The following is a 20299-nucleotide window of genomic DNA, read 5'->3' as shown; positions in this document are numbered from 1 at the left end:
CAGAAAACTACCAAATCCGGCGAATGGAAGGTTTGGCCAGAAATAGAAAAAGCTGCGCCAAAGCCAGAGCGGTTGTTCACCGTTCCGTCTTGCACATTGCTTTTTTGCTATGCCGGATCTTTGTCGCGCCGGCGGCTTATCTTCGCATTCACCAAGGCAATTGCCTGTTGAATGGCGTCGCCTATAGTCAAATCGGTCGTATCAAGCAAGTCCGCATCTCCCGCGGGTTTAAGCGGTGCGGTGACACGGCTGCGGTCGCGTTCGTCGCGTTTCAGGATATCGGCGAGGATATCATCGAAGTTCACCTTTTCCCCGCGGCGCTTCATTTCTTCGAAACGGCGAACGGCACGCGCTTCTGATGAAGCGGTGACGAACAGCTTTACGTCAGCATCTGGCGCGATGACCGTTCCGATATCGCGGCCATCCAGAACAGCGCCCGCCGACTGATAGGCAAAGTCTTTCTGGCGCTTGTCGAGCGCGCTGCGTACCTCGGGATGAACCGAGACACGGCTTGCGAGGCCGCCGACTGCTTCGCTGCGCAGGCCTGGTTCGTTCAGCAATGCGCCATCGAATGTACAAGCCCGGAGCGCGTGTTCCGGATTATCCGCATTTCCGCGTTGCTCTCGCAATGTCCAACCGACCGCGCGATAGAGCAGGCCTGTATCGAGAAAGGGTAGGTTGAAATGCTTCGCCAATTCCTTGGAGATCGTGCCTTTGCCAGAGGCGGTGGGACCATCGACGGCGATAATCATGGCCGCTGCTCCGTTTGCCCCTGATAGGCTTTCCACAAGCCGCCGACGGCAATAGCGATCCAGACAATTTCAAGTAGCAAAGACGCGAGATTGAAATGCACCAATAGCGAAACCGTGAGCAAAAGTGCCCCGATCAGGTTCATGCCGTTATAGACAAATGGGTTCACGTCCTGGGCATAGACATTGTATGCATAAGCCGAGACAATCAATATGCTGCCCAATATGCCGATCACATTGGCGGAGAAATCACCCAGCATCAGGATGCCAGCTCTTTCATGAGATCGGCAAAGCCAGGAAAGCTTGTTTCGGCAGGCGTAATATCATCTATTGTCAGGCCTGAAGCGGTCGCCAGCCCGGCCACCGCGAAACTCATCGCGATCCGGTGATCAAGAGCTGTTTCAATGGGTTTTATTTTCTTGCCACCAGTTAATGGTTCACCGCCGCTTCCAGTGATGACCAAACCGTCTTCCTTCTCGGTCACGTCCACGCCCAACAGACCGAGCCCTGTGGCCATCTGGTGCAATCGATCAGATTCCTTGACGCGCAGTTCATGTAGTCCGCTGGTCGTTGTTGTTCCGTCTGCCAGTGCAGAGGCAATGAACAGGATCGGAAATTCATCAATCATGCTGGGCGCGATATCCGCCGGGACATCAATACCGGTTAGTTTGCTGTGCTTCACATGAATATCGGCAACTGGCTCTCCGCCAACGGCACGTTTTTTCTTGAAGCTGATATTGCCGCCCATTTGCTGCAATATGTTGAACAGGCCGGCGCGGGTTGGATTAATGCCGACATTCTCGACCACAATATCCGAACCGGGGACCAGCAAGGCCGCTACGATCGGAAAGGCTGCGGAGGATGGATCCCCAGGCACCTTGATCTTTTGCGGTGACAACTCGGCTTCACCTATCAGCGAAATGATCCGGCTGCCTTCCTTGTTCGTTTCGACCGTGAGGTCTGCGCCAAAGCCTTTAAGCATGGTTTCGCTGTGATCACGGGTAAGCACTGGTTCGATCACGCGTGTGACACCCGGCGTATTTAGTCCAGCGAGCAGGATTGCTGATTTAACTTGTGCGGATGCCACCGGCAGGCGATATTCCAGAGGCACCGCTGGGCAAAGCCCGCGTACGGTTAGTGGTAGGCAAGCCTTGCCGTCCACAGAGGTTCGCGCCGTAAAATTAACTCCCATTTGCGAAAGCGGGTCTATCACACGGCCCATCGGACGTTTGGAGAGGCTCGCGTCACCCGTAAAAGTGACGCTAATATCATGCGAAGCAACCAGCCCCATAAGAAGGCGTACGGACGTTCCGCTATTACCCAAGTCAATCGCGGTTTCCGGTTGCAACAATCCGCCAACACCAACGCCATGCACCGTCCAGACGGTATCCTTCTTCTCGATTTTTGCACCCATTGCGCGCAGCGCAGCGGCGGTGGCCAGCACATCTTCCCCTTCCAGCAAGCCAGTAATCTCGCTCTTGCCAATGGCGAGGGCAGAGAGAATCAGCGAGCGGTGGGAAATGGATTTGTCGCCCGGTACGGTTATTTGACCGGTCAAAGGGCCGACCGGTGCGAAAGACGCCGGCTTAGCACCACTTGTCGTTTGATCTTTTGGTTTGCTGGTCATTTACAGGCTTTTCATGCGGTCGCACGCGTTTGAATCGCGCATGATTCGTTTTAGGATGTGAAACGGCTTTTGACAGCGCGGCTAAGCTATGGCAAGGCGCGGCAAAATTGATTGATCGATTCCGTAAATCTTGCGAGCGGTCGTTATATATTACTGACAAATAAGGATTTGGAACCAGCCATGGTGAAGCCAGAATGGGGCACGAAGAGAACCTGCCCAAAATGCGGAACACGTTTTTACGATTTGGGTAAAGAAGACCCGGTCAATTGCATCGAATGCGGTGAAACATGGACGCCCGAACCAGGCTTGAAATCCAAACAGCCTATGCCGTTTGAAGAAGCGCCGAAGAAAGACGCCAAAAAAGAAGACGAAGTGGCGGACGATGATTTGGACGTGAACATCGACGATGATGAGCCTTCACCAGATAATGAAGTCGATCTCGGCGGCGATGATGATTTGGGTGTCACCAAAGGCAAAGGCGACGACGACGATAACGCCGAAACTTAGGTTTGATTGCCGCGAGTCTCAATTGGGACTTGCAATAAGCGGCGCGCTTGGACTAAACGCGCCGCATAAGGGGCCTTAGCTCAGCTGGGAGAGCGCTTCGCTGGCAGCGAAGAGGTCAGCGGTTCGATCCCGCTAGGCTCCACCAATTTTCAGGATAAGAACCGATCCGAAGGATGGGTGGCCTAAAAAATTCCCGCAGCATTAAGCAAGCGCCCGGCGCGGCGCGGTACTTGCACCCTTTTGTCTAACTGTAGCAAGTTTGTGCGGTTCCAGTAACCATATCCCCAACCTCATATGACACGATTATACTTGGCGTCTATCGTCGGGGCCTGTCTCGAACTTCTTTTGAGATCTTCTTGTTTTGGGAAGTTAGCCGTAAAAACTGTCTCATCTAATATTAAATCAAATGATTTACTTTTGAAATTGACCCGGTTATGAGGCCTCTCCACGCGGCGATATTGTCTGACTGTAAACGCGATCGCCTGTACCAACCTTAGGAGATAAAAATGAGTGAAGTGGCCGACCAGATCATTGCCAGCATCAAGCCGCATCTTATCGAGGATGCAACCATCGGCGGAACAATCAAAGTCGATATGGGGGATTCAGGCACGATATATTTCGATGGGACATCGGCGCCCGCCAGCATTACCTCTGCTGATGACCCTGCAGACGCAACAATGGTTTGTTCTGCTGAAACTTTTGCTGGAATCATGAAGGGCGAAGTCGATGGTATTCGCGCCGTTATGACCGGCAAGTTAGCCGTGAAGGGCAATATGGTTTTGGCCGGAAAACTGGGGAACCTGTTTGCGAAATCATGACACGACACATTCAGGGGCGGATGGCCTTGGAGATGTGTGATCCATAAAATTATTGGAGAGTCCAGTCATGGAAAACACCAAACATTTTGACAATCTGATTGTCGGCGCGGGCTTATCCGGGATAAGCGCGGCTCATTATCTTCAAAAGCGCAGCCCGCATCGGTCATTTGCAATATTGGAACGACGCGCTGACATCGGCGGAACATGGGATTTGTTCAAATATCCTGGTATCCGGTCCGACAGCGATATGCATACTCTTGGCTTCGCATTCAAACCGTGGGTGGGCGCAAAAGCGATTGCTGACGGCCCCGATATTATGGCCTATCTGCATGAGACTGTAGATGAACTGGCGCTGCGTGAGCAGATCGCCTTTCATCGATCAGTGCTCTCAGCGGATTATGACAGCGCTCGCGCAATCTGGACTCTCGCCATCCAGAACGGGATAACGTCACAGACTGAAACTTGGACCTGCAATTTTTTGCATTTATGCTCAGGCTATTATGACTATGACGAAGGCCATACGCCAAGCTTTGATGGTCAAGATAAGTTCAAGGGGCAAATTGTTCATCAACAATTCTGGCCGCAAGACCTGGATTATGCAGGGAAACGGGTCGTTGTGATCGGCTCGGGCGCAACCGCAATTACTGTAGTCCCTGCGATGGCTGAAACGGCTGGCCATGTCGTCATGCTCCAACGCACACCGTCTTACGTCGTCAAACTGGAAGCAAAGGACGCTTTTGCAAATCGTCTCCGTAAATGGCTTCCGGGAAAGCTCGCTTATGCGCTGACACGCTGGCGAAATGTGCTTGCGAATCTGGTCTCCTATCGCTTGGCGCGGCGCTATCCCGAACGGGCGAAAAAGTTTTTGCTTAAGGAAATGAGAAAGCATTTGCCGCGTGAAATTGTGACGCAGCATTTCACACCGTCTTACGACCCCTGGGATCAGCGCGTTTGCGTGGTGCCAGATGGAGACTTGTTCACAGCAATAAGGGAGAAACGCGCGTCGGTGGTCAGCGACCATATCGCTCACTTTACCGAGGACGGTATTATGCTGGCATCGGGCGAAATGTTGCATGCTGATATTATCGTGCTGGCAACTGGGCTGAAACTCAATGTTTTCGGTGGTGCGAAACTCTCGCGGGATGGCAAACCGATCGTGTCCGGTGATTTGATGACCTACAAAGGCATGATGTTTGGAGGAGTCCCAAATCTTGCGGTTACAACAGGCTATACTAACTCGTCATGGACCTTAAAAGCGGATCTGGTCTCTGAATATATTGGCAGGCTCATGACCTATATGGACAAGAGGCAATATGTTGAATGTGCGCCAATGCTGAACGACCCGAACATGGACCGCGAAAATGCCATCAACTTCACGTCCGGCTATGTTCAGAGAGCGAGCCACTTTCTACCCAAACAAGGTTCCCGCTGGCCCTGGAAACTTGCCCAGAACTATGCGCTCGACATCAGGCAGCTGCGTTTTGGCAAGCTTGACGATGGTGTCATGCAGTTTCGCCAGCGCGCGGAGTTGACAGAAGCCGTTACGAAGGAAAAGCAGGCAAAACAATCAGTTGCCTAGTCCGCCCCTGATATATTTCAGCAGGTCGACCAGCGCCTCTGGGCCGTCGGCCATTGACAGATCACCAAACATGGTTCGATGCAGCCCACTGTCATTAGCCAGTCCGTGCACAATGTTCAGCGTTGAATAAATCAGACGGCGTTTGACGCTGGTTGGATCTTGATCTGGAAAAGCGTCAAAAATCAACTGGGGATTTATATCGTCACTGTTGCCAAAAACCTGTTCCCAGATATCCTGAATATCGGGATCATCGCTCTGCAGTAGCTGGGATAGAAATCCGAGGCTTTCTTCTCCTTTAGGCCGAGCGTAACGTACGACCAGCACGGGACCGAAAAAACGGGCGATTGCTTCTAGCTGTTTATCGCCGTTAATCGGTAAGCCGCCGACTATTAGCTCAACCTCTTCTGGCGTCGCGGTGTTGATATGCTCGACCATAGCGCGGATCAGTCCAAGCCGGTTTTTAAAATGATAGTGGGTAGCCCCAGAATTCTTGGCTTTGGCCGCTTGGTTTACAGCCCGCAGGGAGACGCCATCAAGACCGTTGCGGGCGAATAGAATCATTGCCGCTTCAATCAAACGAACCCGTGTGCTTTCCGTAGAGCGTTGCTTCATGCGTCAACCATTAGGCTTGTGTCGGCAAGCTCGCAAACCCATTTTCCAAGTGCTGCACGGCAATTTTAACTGATGGCGCGATCTTGAAAAAAGAGGTTCATTACAGATTCGATATGCGTTTCGACCATCTCATCTTCCAAAGTATTGATCCCGTAAAGTGCCTTTGCCTCCTGAGCGAGAACGAAGGGCATCTGACAGGCGGCAGTCAGAATATATACGAATGAGATAGGATGCATGTCGGGCATGCCTTGTATGCCACCACTTGTTTCAAACCGTTCACTCAGATTCTCATGAAGCGGACGAATGAACGTTTCGACAATCCAGTCCAATCTGTCACCACCGCGCACAGACTCCATGATCATGATTCTGGCGTGCTCCGGATGCGCGGCGCTATAGCGGATGTAGCGTTGCAAATAGGCCTTGAACCCTTCTAGCCCGCTTAAAGTGGCAGATGACTGATCATCCAGCGCTAGCGCTTCATCCAAAAGTTCGAACATGTCCCTGACCGATTCACGCCAAAGCTGATCCTTTGTACCGAAATGATATCGGATCATGGAGTGGGTGGTCTTTGCCGCAGCAGCGATGTCGCGGACATTGGCCGCATCACATCCTCGTTCGGCGAAGATGATGCGCGCTTGATGCAAGATTTCGGAGCGTTTTTGCTTTGATCGCGCCTGCACAGGCACACGGTGATTGAGGCTGTCTGTGTTTGGATCGGACGGTTCCATAGCTGCAATCTTTGTTTTGTTCATCTGTTCATTAATCCCCGAATTGAAAAACGCTAAGGCTACCGATTGTCCGGAAACTTGTGCCAATCTCAATATCATCAAGTTAGAGCGAGTCACTGATCAGGTCAATGCGTCCAATTGGATTAATAATATTGACGTCCTCTATTACTTGGCTAATCTGCTCCCTTTCAATGTGCGCCGTTGTTCAGGGAGAAGGCGATATGGCTTGGCGTACAATCGCTAAATGGACTGCTATTTTTGTGGCTGCATTCACTGTGATGTTGCTTGTTTTTGGCTCTGCTATCCTCGAACATTTGGTGGAGCAGGGCGTTGCGCCTTATCTGGGCGATAAGCCTGCCTATACTCATGAAGCGGGGCGCACGTTCGACTACCGAGTGAAAATGGACGACGGCGTGATGCTTCAGACCGAAGTCTTTCTGCCGGAGGGGGAAGGGCCATGGCCAACAGTGCTGGTCCGCGATGCGTACAGCTTCAACAAGCATCTCTTCTGTCACCCTTTAGTGCGTTACGGCTATGCCTGTGTCCATCAGGATGTCCGCGGCAGGTTCGCTTCCGAAGGGCAGTGGCATCCCTTTGTCAACGAAGCGAAAGATGGCAAGGCGGCGCTGGACTGGCTGGTCGATCAGGATTGGCAGAACGGCAACATCGCGATGATCGGGTTTTCCTATCTCGCGGTGTCTCAATGGGCCGTCGTAGATCGTTTGCCGCCGGAGGTAAAAACGATCATCCCGATGCTGGGGCATGGTGATGTATATGATATTGTCTATCGGGGGGGTCATTTTGCGCAAGGCGTGACAGGGCTATGGTCAACCGAGTTGTTCATGCCAGCCAGCAAGCGTGATGATGCGGTTAATATCTGGCAAAACCAAGTCGTGCCAGCGCGGCCGGCTCTGAATGTCGATTCCACGCTTTTTGGTGCTGCGTGGCCTGCTTATCGCCATTTTATCAGCCATCCGCTCCGAAGCGACAGCTATTGGCAACGCGCGGAATACAAGCAATTGCGAAGGGCGCATCGTAGCATTGACGTTCCTGTCCTTTGGGTTGCCGGGTGGCATGATTTTTTCCTTGAAGGCACGCTCGAACGCTTTGCCGAGCTACCAACGCGAGCGCAAAGTACCCTTCTCATCCAACCTGGCGAACATGCCGGACAGACGGGGGATCTGAGGGTTGAGGATACATCCGCGCAATATTTTCGTTCTGCGCTGGGTTGGCTTGACCACCATCTGCGCGGAAAACCGCTGCCGGACTATTTGTCCCCGGGCGTTCTTTACTATCGCAACGGCGTTGATCGTTGGGCAAAATCGTCAGCTTGGCCGCCGGTAAGTCAGCCGACAACATTGCAGCTTTCGCGGCTGGACAAAGCATCCCGTTGTGGCGGAATTCTTGTGACTGGAGATAAAGTGATTCCCGGTCATCCCGCAGCAACATTCACATATGATCCCGCGTCTCCTGCGCCAACAGTGGGCGGTGCCTATATGCTTAATGCCTCGGTTGCGCCGCCCGCAGTGGCTTCGCAAGGAACCACAGTCTGCGAGCGCGATGACGTTTTGTCCTTTATTTCCGTGCCATTTGAGAAAGCCCAGCGACTAGCCGGTCCCGTGTTCACAGATCTGGAGGTATCGAGCAATGCTCAGGACACAGCTTTTTTCGTTCGGATCTCTGAAATATTTGAGGACGGGCGAATCTTGAACATCCGGGATGATATTCTGGCTTTGTCCGCTCGGGACGGAGATGCGCTTGAAACGGAATATCAACCTGGCGACCGTGTTGGTCTCAACTTTCGGATGACGCCGATTGACTGGACGCTAACCGCCGGAAGTCGGATTCGGCTCGACATATCGTCATCAAACGCGCCTGCTTTTGCGGCCCACTTTAATCGGAGCGGATTATGGAGTGCGCAAGCTGAACCCAAAATAGCAAAACAGACTGTTTATGTTGGGTCGGTCGAATTACCCGTTGTTTCGATGGCCGATTGAGGACATCCAACCCGAAAGCACCAAGAGCGCTATTCAGGCCAGATCAATTGAGCGGGACAGCTTGTCAATGCGGTTGAGGATGAACCGACAAATATATCAAACGGCACTGGATCGAGGCGCCAGTTGTTCGTCTCCTCATCATAATGGGTAAATGCCGTGCGATCGAGCGTGAATGCGGCAATTGCGCTTTCTCCTGGAGCCAGTTCCAGTCGTTCGAAGCCGCGCAGCAGTTTCTTTGGCCGGTCAATCTTGCTGTTCTCGAAGCCGACATATAATTGAGCGATCTCGGCGCCTGTCATGGCCCCGCTATTCGTTATCTCGACCCGAATATGAACCTGTTCTCCCGTCCTTTCAATTGACGGTTCTCCATAAGTAAATTTTGTGTAAGACAGGCCAAAGCCAAATGGCAGTGCCGGAGTGATGTCGTTTCGGTCAAACAATGTGTAGCCGTGATACATCCCGTAGCTAATGTCATCGGCATGCTTGTCGAAGAAAGGCAAATCGCTCTCGTCGGCCGGAATGGCAAAAGGTAATTTCCCCGAAGGCGAGACATCCCCGAACAGGATTCGTGCCAAAGCAGTCCCGCCTTCCATACCAGGATACCAGATCATAAGGATCGCATCGGCCAGCTCGGACCACTCATCCATCATGATGGCACCGCCGCCCATCACGCAGACGATCATCTTTGTTTCCGTTTCGGCAACGGAACGAATGAGCTCAACATCTGCAGGCGGAAGCCGCAGTGAATTGCGATCGCCGCCGCGATGCGCTTCTTCCTCGTTTTTGACCTCCTCCAGGGCAACATCTCCGGGAATAAATTCGCCTTCATCAAAATAGGTATAGCCGACGACCACTATGGCGACATCGCTATTGGCCGCGAGAGTTGCCGAACTGGCCGGGTCGCCAGTGAAGTCAGATTGCAGATCGACGTCCTTTGCAACATGTTTTTCAATGCCGGCAAAAGGTGTGATCGCATAGGGCGGCGTAACGTTCGATGAGCCATGATCACCTAAGTTGATCTTGTCCGCTAGCTTGCCAAGCACGGCTATTCGAGAGCCATCTCTGGCGAGCGGAAGCGCATCGTCATTTTTTAACAGCACCATGCTTTTCTCGGCGGCTTCCTGTGCCAGCTCTGCATGTGCCGAACAGCCTATGTCGTTCTTGGAATAGCTTTGCGGATCGGTCGCCCGGGAAAATCTGAGCTGCATGCGCAAGATACGGCGAACCGCTTCGTCAACAACAGACTCGTCTGTTTCGCCGCTTTTTACCGCGTAAACCAGATCCTCACCGAAAAAAGTAGGTTCGGGATTTTCGATATCGAGTCCGGCTTCCGCAGCATCAGCGCCATAGACGCCCTTTACCCAATCGGAATGAACAAAGCCTTCGAAACCCCATTCCCTTTTCAGAATGTCGCGCAACAAATGCTCATTATGCGCGCAATAGTGACCATTGACCTGATTATAGGCAGACATCACTGTCGCGCACCCTGCGTCCACCACCCGCTTGAAATGGGGGAGATAAACTTCGCGTAGCACTCGTTCATTTACCGTCACGTCGACTTTGAACCGTGCGTTTTCAATACTGTTAAGGGCAAAATGTTTGACGGTAGCCATGACATTTTGCGACTGCGTGCCCTCTGCCAAGGCAGCGCCCATTTCGCCGAGATGATAGGGGTCTTCGCTATAAGTCTCTTGCGACCGACCCCAAGCCGGGTGTCGCAATAGATTTATGCACACGTTGCTCAGCAGTGTCAGTCCAAGAGCCCGGGCTTCGACACCCATGGCCACACCTATCCGTCGTTCCAGATCGACATCCCAACTCGCGCCGCGCGCCATCGATACGGGGAAACAGGTCGTGCCGTCAGGCATACGCACGCCTCGCGGCCCGTCTGCATAGCTGAGCGGCGCCAAGTCAAGCTGCTCGCAGCCGCCGCCTGCATTATAAGCGCGCACACCGAATTGCCGATTATCGATAGTGAAATAATATTTGTAAAAATCCTTTCCCGACATCATCGCGACTTTCTCTTTCAGACTTAGAGTCGGAATGAGGTCGTCCAGTTCTTTTTCAATAAGGGCATGATCGGCTTTAGATGTGGTCATGATTTCAATTCTGTTGCTGGTTGCTGGAGGAGATGGAGACGATGCGCTATTGTTGTCCGGCCGTGCACCTCGATTTCCGTAGTGCATCTATCTGGACACGGGCGGGCGGTGGAATTACGTTCCCGTCCCGATATGTCGTCAGAACATCAAGGATCGCACATCTGTCAGCTCGGGATACCTTCTGATCATTTTGCAGATCGCTAATCCATTTATCCATGGAGTCAGCGCCGGTCAGGACGGATATGCCTTTGTCTTCTTCGCTGTCAAAGCGCATGATTTTAGGCTGAGATTCATTCTCCGTATAGCGCGGCCATTCTGGCCCTGTTTGGGCCAGGGGTTGCCCGCCACGCGCAAAGGATGCCCAATATTCCATCATTGTCGCACTTAAAGCGTTACGGCTTTCGGCATTTTTCGGAGGGAAGAGATATTTTGAATTGTCGGTGAAAACGTCGAATGTACCAAAAATAAACGGGGCCTCGAAACCGTGTGAAGCGCCGAGTAACTTGGCGAGATCGGTCATTCCGACTGATCCGCTCTCATCCCAGTCGAACCGATAAGCCCATATTTCATTATGGCCTGCGCGAGATATGATGGCTGCCGGCTGATCTACAGCATGGATCCTCCACAAACGGCTGGTATATTCCGATATCAAATCATAGCGACGCTGGTTTCGCGCAGCAGGAAAAAGCCCAAGCCGTTTCTTAACAAGTTTTGGATCAGCCTGAAAAAGTGCTTTAAGCTCATCTCTGGTGGTGCCCATGATCATTGGCACGCTGTTAAATGTCTCCTGATCAGACAGCAGCGATCGAAGCGGAGCTTTGGGCAGGGTTACACCATCAGAAATAACAGCCGGGATATTAGGAAATTCCGGAGTCCCATCATTATATCGGAGGCGCGGCTTTGCCGCTTCTGCTTTGGTTGCATAGGTAGCGAATAAATCAGCCAAGGACGTTTTTCTGAGCGCCTTGGCAGTCTCTTTGCTGCCAAAATCCCGGTACCCCAGCTTGTCTATCACCACCGACGATGGATTGTAGAAGTCACTATTTGCAAATTCAGCCTGGTCCAGGGAAGCGCTATCAAAGCCTCCTGATTGCATGATGGCCTTGTGAAACAACCCTTTCGCCAATGGAGAGCCAATTAGAGCGGCAATATTCTGACCACCGGCGCTCTCGCCGAAAATCGTGACATTGTCTGGATTGCCACCAAATGTCGCTATTTCTCTACCAACCCATTTCAGGCTGGCGATCAGATCTAGAAGGGCAAAGTTCGCCGCCCGGTCAAGCGGCTTGTCAGCCGTATCACGTAGCGCTTCATGCGCAAAAAAACCGAGCGGTCCGAGCCGATACTGAACAGTGACCAGAATTACATTCTGGTCGACGGCCAGTTTCGATCCATCGCGCTCACTGGCAGCTCCCCAGACATTGGCCCCGCCGTGGATCCAAATCATGACTGGAAGGTCGCGGCCTTGCGCATCTGGTGGTGCATAGACATTCAAATACAGGCAGTCTTCCGACCCGATCAGTTCTCCAGCATCGGATTCTTCCCGCGAAAATTGGGGGCAGGATGGGGCGAATGTGGTTGCGGGCCTGATGCCATCCCACGCGGAAACGGGGCGCGGTGCGCGCCAACGATTTTGACCTGCAGTCGATTCGGCAAACGGAATGCCAAGCCAGACATGCGCGCCATTTTCTGCCTTGAAGCCAATTAACGATCCTTGATTTAGGGTCAGTTGGGTGCCCACATCTGGCTTAGGCTCTGTGGCAGCCTCAGACGGATTTCCGCAGGCTGCCAGGCCAAGGCATAGGGTAATTGCTGCAGCAATGCGCACGTTCAAACATCCTTCCAAGCGATTATTCTTGCTGCCTTTTCGCTCATCAATTGCGTGCGCGCAACTAAAATCGTCCAATTGGACGTAAAAGGAGAATATTGCTTATCTTGTACGATTGTGCGTTGACGGAACCGCACTAATCTGAAAGTAGTCCAAATGGACTAATAAAATAATATTGAGGATGTGATGCCTGATACAGGGAGCACCGCGCTGCGCGGTGATTTGCGACTATATCCATGACGGAAAAAATTGATAACAACCGCGCTGATCCCAATGCGACCAGCACGACTCTGGGCTCGCGGATTGCGTTTGGTTTTGGCGACTTCGGTGTGTCAATTGGTTGGAACGTCACCAATCTTTTTGTCCTATATTATTATACCGAAGCGGTCGGACTGCCAAACACAGTGGCTGGGACCATTATCATGGGGGCAATGATATGGGATGCGATTACCGATCCGGCCATTGGTATATTGGCCAGTTGGACCAGGACACGCTGGGGCCGCTATCGTCCCTATATGCTGTTTGGTTGCGTGCCGCTGGCTCTGTCTTTGGCGCTGATGTTTTATCACCCGGATCTGGAGGGGACGGAGCTGATCGTATTTGTCGCCGCCACCCATTTATTGTTCCGCACTTGTTACACCGTAGTTGCCATTCCTTATCAAGCGCTGATCGCGCGGCTGAGTAAAAATGCGGATGAGCGCAGCTCGCTTGCCGTATGGCGTTTGTTATTTGCCACGCTTTCCGGTGCATTGATCGGCGGCCTGACGCTGGACCTGTCCAAAGCATTGGGGGACGGTGATCTGGCTGCCGGCTTTGGTCAGACGGCCGTCCTTTATGCGGTTGTATCAGTCATCGCAATTCTGATCTGCTTTGCTGTAACGCGGGAGCGGGAAAGTGAAGAGGAGCAGAATGAACCATTGCCCAGCCTTAGAGATATTTTCCATATGCTGTCCAAAAACTCTGCTTTCTGGCTGTTATTCACGATTATATTCATTGGCGGCAGTGCAGGCACAATTGCTGGGAAATCGGGATTATATTTCCTGAAATATAATCTGGACGGGGAACATTTAATGGGCCTGTTTGTGGGCAGCTATGCGCTGATCATCGGATTGGCCGTGCCGTTCTGGAGTTGGGTCTCAAAATTGCGAGGCAAGAAATTCGTGCTTCTCACGGCCTTTGTCATAACTATTCTGGTCAATATCGCGCTTTACACACTGATCGATTTTGGACCAGCTGTTGTCCTTCCCTTCATGGTGCTGGGGGCTGTTGGGGTCGGGGCTGTATATCTTGCGATCTCTTCTGCCATGCCGGACACGGTCGAATATGGCGAATGGAAAACCGGCGTGCGTGCCGAAGGCGTGATATATGGGCTGATGGCATTTGGGCAAAAAATGTCCTTGGGCATTGCCACCGGAATATTGGGCGTTGGGCTTGATCTGATCGGATATCGTGCAAATGAAGTGCAAACAGCTGAGGCGGAGCAGGGGCTTCGCTATCTGGTGTCGCTGGTGCCCATGGGATTCTATATTATCTGTCTTTTTCTGGCTTCGCGTTTCGACCTTAATCAGGACAAGCATGCCAAGATTGTGCGTGAAATTGCTGATAGAAAGCGACCGTCCGGGGCAGGGCCGACCAGCGACGGGTAAAGCGGGGAGCTTCGGTGCCCATATTAAAGCCAATATCGCAGTTGCCATGATCACCATCATGGAGATTGCTTCGCAAACACTATCTAAAAACCATACAATCGGACGATTTTTTTGCAGTGGCCGATTTTGTGTGTTGACAAATAGTCCAAATGGACGATTATTGAAATCAATTAGGGTGCGAAGCATCCAATCAGGGAGGATGGAAATGGTTCGTCAGAGCAAAAGGCTGGTATTCACGTCATCGATCGCATTGGGGGCTTTCATTTGTTCTCAACCGGCGTTTTCGCAAACGCAGGAGGGTAACGATGAAGAGACCTCTGGCATCAAAACGATTATCGTAACCGCTCAGAAGGTCGAAGAGGATCTTCAGGACGTGCCGATTTCCACAACTGTGGTTTCTGGCGAGCAATTGCAGGATCGCCAGATCGATAGTTTTGAACAACTGCAATATGTCGCACCCGGCGTGACATTTAGCGGTGGGATCAACGCACGTCAGTCTGCGTTGACTGTTCGCGGTGTCGGCGTTGGCGTATTCAATATTGGCGTCGAAGCAAGCGTAGCGCTGTCAATCGACGGTGTTACGATTGGACGGACAGGCGCAGGAATTTTCGACTTTTCCGACGTCGAGCGTGTGGAGGTTTTGCGCGGGCCGCAAGGAACCTTGTTCGGCAAAAATGCTTCAGGTGGGGTTCTTTCGGTAATCACCAAAGGCCCGACAAATGACCTTACGGCGGAAATGAATGTCGCTTACGGCTCTTTCGACGAGGTCAATCTCTCCGGCGCGATATCTGGACCAGTTACCGATGGGATTACCGCCCGGATATCCGGATATCGCAACACGCGCGATGGCTATATTGAAAATATAAACCCTGATGCACCGCAAAGCGATCTGGCGGATCGCAACGAATATGGATTCCGCGCAAAAGTGAATTTCGAAATCAGCGATACGGTGGATTTTTTGTTGAACGTCGATCATTCGCGTCGGGACAATACCCCCGGCGGGCTAACATACCGGCAATTATCTCCTGATCTACCAGGTACTGGGTTATTGCCACAATTGGGGCCTGGGGCGTTTAATGCAATTGGTCTGGAATCGTTGAGAGCTGGCATCGTGCCGGGGCCAAAAAACAGGCAGATTGCTTCCGATGGTAATTGGGTGGCAGAAAGTGAAGTTACCGGTATTTCTGCTGAACTCACAGCATCACTGGGGGAGCATGATTTTGTTTCGCTAACGGCTTGGCGCGATTGGGATACATTTTCTGAGGAAGATGCAGATCTTATCCCGCAGCCGTTCCTATTGATCAACTCGGGCGCGCAACAGCAGTCGCAATTCAGTCAGGAATTTCGATTGTCCTCACCCCGGGACCGCAAGCTGACCTATACGCTGGGCGCCTATTATTTCTCGCAGCAAATCGACCAATTTAATCGGCAGGTGGGTACAGCGGGCCTTAATCTCCGTTCGCTGGCTCCCGGGATATTGCCGCCAATCCTGCCCCCGTTTGCCTTGACCGGAACAGATTTTGCATCCGATTTTGAGGAGCAAAATTACGCGATCTTTGGCCAAGGGGAATATGCAGTAACGCCGCAGTTTTCGTTAATCGGCGGGGTGCGTTTTTTGCGCTCAGAGCTTGAGGCGAGCCAGCTTCTATCGCAAACTCCAACATCGGTTTCACCCTTCATTATTGGGCCGTTTCTGCTTCGGGTTCTTGACGGGAATCGGGCAACCGTTGAAAATGATGACAACGCGATCACGTGGCGGGCGGGTGCAAAATACGACTTTACCGATGATTTCAATATATTCGCCACGGTAACACAGGGCTATAAATCTGCAGCACTGGTCACCGGTGAGGAATTTACTGAAGTCGGATTACCGATTGCCCGACCGGAAAAGCCGCTCCAATTTGAAGTCGGTCTTCGGTATCGCAGCGTCAATAATCGTTTGCAGGCTGGTATCACCGGATATTATACGGAAATTGAAGATTTGCAGGCGCAATCTCTTGTTCGCGGTCCTGACGGTACGTTGGTTGTTTCCCTTTCTAATGCCGCCAAGGCTGTATCGAAAGGCATCGAAGCTGATCTGACGATCGTGCCTGTGGATGGACTAACGCTCTCTGGCGCTGTGTCTTACAACGACGCCAAATATAAGAGCTTCGAGCAGGCACCATGCTATAGTCTGCAAACAGAGGCACAAGGATGTGTGCAGGTCAGGATTGATCCAGACGATCCTGATAATCTTGCCACCACTGAAGCGCAGGACCTGTCTGGCGCGCGGCTGGCCAACGCGCCGGAATGGACGCTTAACGGTTTTGCGCGTTATGATTTTCGGATCAACGATGCCGTTAATGCCTACATTCAAGGCGGCTTTCAATATCGTGATGACAGTTTAAGCCTGGTGTCCAATGACCCGCAAAGCCGGATCGATGCCTATACTTTAGTTGATGCACAAATTGGCGTGACATTCTGGGATGGCAAGGCAACAATGTCGCTTTTCGGGCGCAACCTCACGAACCAGAATTTCGTTGCTGCCATCGTGCCTATGCCGTTTGATGAAGGTGGCTATGCGCAATTCCGTACATTTGAAGCGCAGCGGACATGGGGCGCGCGGCTGAGCTTTCGATATTAGTCAGATGACACCATAATGTTTGTTCCCTCGAAACAGATATGTTTCTTCCCCGGTGGTGGAGGCCTGGCCTCCACCACATCCCTGCTTTGCAGAAAGCAGCGGGCGGACAGCATTATACATAGTCCATTTGATGGCGAATAATTACGAGGCGTCATGTTGAAAAAAATCGGTAAATTTCTTTTTATTTTCCTGTTAGTCATTGTCGTTCTGGGCGTTGTCATTTGGTTTAATCGCGGCATGATCGTGACCAGCATGCTTTCCAATGAAAGCATTTCAGCATGGCTGACCACATTTGAACCTGGAGACGATTATGAGGCAACGGTCGAAGGATCTTATCCAGTCGCCGCGTGTCAAAGCAGCCATGTTGATTGGGGGGAGCAAACCCGCCGTACGATGATGCTGGACGGCACTTGGGATGTTGCCGAAAGCGAAATGTCGGAGACGCTGCCGACAAGCTATGCGCATAAAGCGCCCGTGCCCGGATTGATTACAGATGCGCGTCCGGCCTTTACCGAAATGGGCATAGAAAGCGGGCAGCGCGATGTATTCTGGTATCGCACCGAATTTAAGGCCCCTGAAAAAGGATCCGCGCAGGCATTTCTATGCCTTCATAAAGCCAAAAACGGCGTTAAAGTCTGGCTGAATGGTAAGCCATTGGGCGAACATTTTACCACATTTTCCCTGTCCGAATATAACGCCTCCGATGCAATTAAATATGGCCAGACCAATGAGCTGGTCGTGCGACTGGGTGCAGACCGTAGTCAGCTGCCCAGCTTTGTCCCCGCCGGCGATGATGATGAAAAGGAAAGATGGTATCCCGGATTATGGGACACGGTAAGCCTGGTGCTGACCGAGCAGGCATCGATTGCCAATGTCAAAATTGAACCCGAAATTGATAATGACCGGGTCAAAATCAAAACCTTGATCCGCAATGGTGGTGCGCAGCCTTATGATGCTGTGGTGGTTCAGGATGTTCGCCCATGGAAAGATGGCGATACAGCAAGGCCGCTGCGTAGTGAAATGAATGTGACTATTCCTGCCGGTGAAACAAAACTGGTTGAGCAGACGGTTGCCATGCAGGATTATGAACTCTGGTCACCGGAAAACCCGTTTCTCTATCAGGTGCATGCGCAGCTGGGCCGGGCGGGCGAGGGCGATGTGGTTGAACCAAGCGACGACCGGGTCAAAAGATTTGGCATGCGCAAGGTTGAGTGGCGCAGCGGCGCGGACAAAGGCTTTTATCTTAACAACAAACTTTATTATCTGCGCGGCACGAATATCGGCCTCCACCGCTTTTTTGAAGATGCGCAGCGCGGGCAATTGCCGTGGGACAAGGCATGGGTACGCGAATTGTTGAGCGGCCATCCCAAGGATTTCCATTGGAATTCTTTTCGCAATCACACCGGACGTATGCCGAATTTCTGGTATGATCTGGCGGATGAAATCGGTTTCATTGTCGCCGATGAATATAGCTTCTGGTCCGTGGTTCGTAATACAGAATCCTCCAAATGGTCGGCGGCGGAGCTTGAAAAAGAGTTTCGCGGATGGGTGAGTGAAAACTGGAACCATGCGTCGATCGGCTGGTGGGATGCGGCGAATGAAAATCACAACCCAATATCGGATGATGTTATTCAGCGGATGCGCGATATTGACCCGACGCGCCAATGGGAAAATGGCGGTTACAGACCCCCGGTCGGGCCCAATGATCCGATTGAGGAACACCCCTATAAGTTGAACGCGGGCGGCGCGCTCAACATGAATGATCGCCGCTATACGCTGGATGATTTCACAACCATGAAGGGGCAGCCGCCGCAAGCCACCTGGGGGCCCTTCGCAACCTATTCCGGTGCGCCTGAGCATCCGTTTATCAATAACGAATATGGATTTTTATGGGTTACGCATCGCGGCCGCCCGACCGAACTGGGCAAGCTGTCTTTTGACAATATTGCAGAAGGCAAAACGCTGACGCCGCAGGAATATCTGGAAGGATATGCCTATATAATGTCGGAGCTTGCAGCCTATTGGCGAGCGATGCGTGGCTATGCCGGAGTCCAGCATTTTGTATATCTGTCAAAATGTGATGACGCAGCCGATATTCCCGAAAGCTGGGAAGTGAAATCGACCAGCAAAACCTGTGACAGCTTCATTGACGTGAAAAATCTCAAATTGGAGCCGCGCTGGGCCCGTTATGCGCGTAGCGCTTTCGCACCGCAGCTCATCTATCTTCGTGCTTGGGATGAGGCGTCCTATCCGCGAGGGAAACGCGCTTCTGTGCCGCTCATATTGTTGAACGACGACTATAATCCTGAGCCGGTTGTCGCAGAGGTTTTGGCGATAGATGCCAATGGCCGGGTTCTGTCACGCTCCGAACCAATGGACTTGGTTCTCGAACCGGTCAGTAGAAGAGATGTCAAAATAGAGCTCGATATTCCCCAGACCAGTCGTCTTCTATTTGTGGCGCGGCTTACGTCTCCGTCGGGTGCCTTTGATCCCGTCTATGGGCGGCGCAAGATTGGTTACGACCATGTTGGCAAGGCAATTCCCGACCCGCCATTCCGAATTATTACAATGCGAAAAGACATCTATCGCCTCGACAGCGGAAAAAAGGACTGAAAAATGACAGAGATACAGGGCAAGGTTGCTTTCATCACAGGGGGTGCGTCCGGCATTGGGCTGGCATTGGCGAAGACGTTGATCTCGCGAGGCGCGCGTGTTGCAATTGCGGATATCGACGAGCAAGCGCTAGACGCCGCGCAAAGCGAACTTGGCTCGCAGGCGACCGCAATTTCATGTGATGTCGCCAATCTCGCCAGTGTCGAACAGGCTGCTGAAAAAACTGTGTCAACTTATGGCGAAGTCCATTTGCTCTTTAATAACGCGGGCGTTGGCGCTGGCGGGATCGCCGGGGAGATATCAATTGAGGATTGGCGCTGGGCGATCGATGTCAATCTCATGGGCGTTGTCCACGGTATTGAGACATTTGTTCCGATTATTCAGAGCCAGAAGACCGGCGGCCACATTATCAATACCGCATCAATAGCCGGACATATCGCAGCACCTTATATGTCGCCTTATTCCGCGACAAAATTTGCCGTGGTAGGTTATTCGGAATGCCTCAAGCTTGAACTCGCAATCTTCAATATCGGTGTCAGCGTCCTCAGTCCGGCTTTTGTGCGTACCAATATTCACAATAGCGGCGCGAACCGCCCCTCGGCTGACAAGGGAGCCGACGGCGACGAGCCGGATACCTTTAAGGCACTAGTCGAGGGCGGCTTGAATCCTGCGGTTGTCGCCGACTGGACGGCGGATTCAATTGAAGCCAATCGCTTCCATATATTTACGCATTCGGAATTGATGACAGCGGTCGAGGATCGCATGGAGGACCTCTTGTCCGATTATGCCGCGAGCGCCGCCTCGGATCGATTCGCGGCTTAAGATGCTGCCAATATTTCTAGTATCTCAATTTCTGTTGATAGGGGAGCGCCG

15 protein-coding genes and 1 tRNA gene are annotated in these 20299 nt (G+C 52.1%); 9 read left to right on the top strand and 7 right to left on the bottom strand.

The genetic code is table 11. The features are described 5' to 3' along the window. Positions 1-107: 107 nt before the first annotated feature. From J4G78_RS05930 to aroA, 3 genes are read right to left on the bottom strand one after another with little or no spacing between them, the layout of a single operon-like run. A complete protein-coding gene (locus J4G78_RS05930; RefSeq protein WP_207989310.1) occupies positions 108-752 on the bottom strand; it encodes a (d)CMP kinase in 645 nt (214 codons plus the stop codon). Next, positions 749-1009, bottom strand: coding sequence for a CBU_0592 family membrane protein (locus tag J4G78_RS05925; RefSeq protein WP_207989309.1), 261 nt, complete (start codon positions 1007-1009; stop codon positions 749-751). Before J4G78_RS05925 ends, J4G78_RS05930 begins: the two co-directional genes overlap by 4 nt. Next, positions 1009-2376, bottom strand: a complete 1368-nt coding sequence (gene aroA / locus J4G78_RS05920) for a 3-phosphoshikimate 1-carboxyvinyltransferase (RefSeq protein WP_207989307.1) — start codon at positions 2374-2376, stop codon at positions 1009-1011. Before aroA ends, J4G78_RS05925 begins: the two co-directional genes overlap by 1 nt. A gap of 180 nt (positions 2377-2556) precedes the next feature. Between aroA and J4G78_RS05915 the strand changes: the two genes are divergently transcribed. The 4 genes from J4G78_RS05915 (at position 2557) to J4G78_RS05900 (ending at position 5280) form a co-directional block, all read left to right on the top strand. Next, the gene (locus tag J4G78_RS05915) at positions 2557-2883 is read left to right on the top strand and encodes a TIGR02300 family protein (RefSeq protein WP_207990462.1); all 327 of its coding nucleotides are present in this window, start codon (positions 2557-2559) and stop codon (positions 2881-2883) included. A 69-nt stretch (positions 2884-2952) separates the two neighbouring features. Next, positions 2953-3028: transfer RNA gene (locus tag J4G78_RS05910), tRNA-Ala, on the top strand. A 361-nt stretch (positions 3029-3389) separates the two neighbouring features. Then, positions 3390-3701: an SCP2 sterol-binding domain-containing protein gene (locus tag J4G78_RS05905; protein ID WP_207989305.1), complete on the top strand. Its 312-nt coding sequence runs from the start codon at positions 3390-3392 to the stop codon at positions 3699-3701. Between the two features lie 67 nt (positions 3702-3768). Next, a complete protein-coding gene (locus tag J4G78_RS05900; protein WP_207989303.1) occupies positions 3769-5280 on the top strand; it encodes a flavin-containing monooxygenase in 1512 nt (503 codons plus the stop codon). Here the strand turns inward: J4G78_RS05900 and J4G78_RS05895 are convergent. Then, a complete protein-coding gene (locus J4G78_RS05895; RefSeq protein ID WP_207989301.1) occupies positions 5269-5892 on the bottom strand; it encodes a TetR/AcrR family transcriptional regulator in 624 nt (207 codons plus the stop codon). The genes J4G78_RS05900 and J4G78_RS05895 overlap by 12 nt on opposite strands. Positions 5893-5957: 65 nt before the next feature. After that, positions 5958-6644 (bottom strand): TetR/AcrR family transcriptional regulator, encoded by a 687-nt coding sequence (locus tag J4G78_RS05890; RefSeq protein WP_207989299.1) that lies wholly within the window; start codon positions 6642-6644, stop codon positions 5958-5960. Positions 6645-6841: 197 nt separating this feature from the next. Here J4G78_RS05890 and J4G78_RS05885 point away from each other — a divergent pair, with 197 nt between their 5' ends. Beyond that, positions 6842-8617, top strand: a complete 1776-nt coding sequence (locus J4G78_RS05885; protein ID WP_207989298.1) for a CocE/NonD family hydrolase — start codon at positions 6842-6844, stop codon at positions 8615-8617. Between the two features lie 29 nt (positions 8618-8646). Here J4G78_RS05885 and J4G78_RS05880 read toward each other — a convergent pair whose 3' ends face one another. Together J4G78_RS05880 and J4G78_RS05875 are read right to left on the bottom strand one after the other, a co-directional pair. Further along, entirely contained in the window at positions 8647-10716 is a 2070-nt protein-coding gene (locus tag J4G78_RS05880; RefSeq protein ID WP_207989296.1) for a beta-glucosidase family protein, read from the bottom strand. A gap of 46 nt (positions 10717-10762) precedes the next feature. Further along, the gene (locus J4G78_RS05875; RefSeq protein WP_243457297.1) at positions 10763-12544 is read right to left on the bottom strand and encodes a carboxylesterase/lipase family protein; all 1782 of its coding nucleotides are present in this window, start codon (positions 12542-12544) and stop codon (positions 10763-10765) included. 236 nt (positions 12545-12780) lie between these two features. Here J4G78_RS05875 and J4G78_RS05870 point away from each other — a divergent pair, with 236 nt between their 5' ends. The 4 genes from J4G78_RS05870 (at position 12781) to J4G78_RS05855 (ending at position 20248) form a co-directional block, all read left to right on the top strand. Continuing rightward, on the top strand, positions 12781-14190 hold the full coding sequence (locus J4G78_RS05870) for an MFS transporter (RefSeq protein WP_207989292.1): 1410 nt from the start codon (positions 12781-12783) through the stop codon (positions 14188-14190). A gap of 205 nt (positions 14191-14395) precedes the next feature. Beyond that, positions 14396-16813 (top strand): TonB-dependent receptor, encoded by a 2418-nt coding sequence (locus tag J4G78_RS05865; protein WP_207989290.1) that lies wholly within the window; start codon positions 14396-14398, stop codon positions 16811-16813. Between the two features lie 153 nt (positions 16814-16966). Further along, positions 16967-19426, top strand: coding sequence for a glycoside hydrolase family 2 protein (locus J4G78_RS05860; RefSeq protein WP_207989288.1), 2460 nt, complete (start codon positions 16967-16969; stop codon positions 19424-19426). A gap of 3 nt (positions 19427-19429) precedes the next feature. After that, a complete protein-coding gene (locus J4G78_RS05855) occupies positions 19430-20248 on the top strand; it encodes an SDR family NAD(P)-dependent oxidoreductase (protein WP_207989286.1) in 819 nt (272 codons plus the stop codon). Positions 20249-20299 lie beyond the last annotated feature (51 nt).

It is taken from the genome of Parasphingorhabdus cellanae, from assembly GCF_017498565.1.
Lineage (GTDB): Bacteria > Pseudomonadota > Alphaproteobacteria > Sphingomonadales > Sphingomonadaceae > Parasphingorhabdus > Parasphingorhabdus cellanae.
This window is presented reverse-complemented; position numbering and strand designations above follow the sequence as displayed.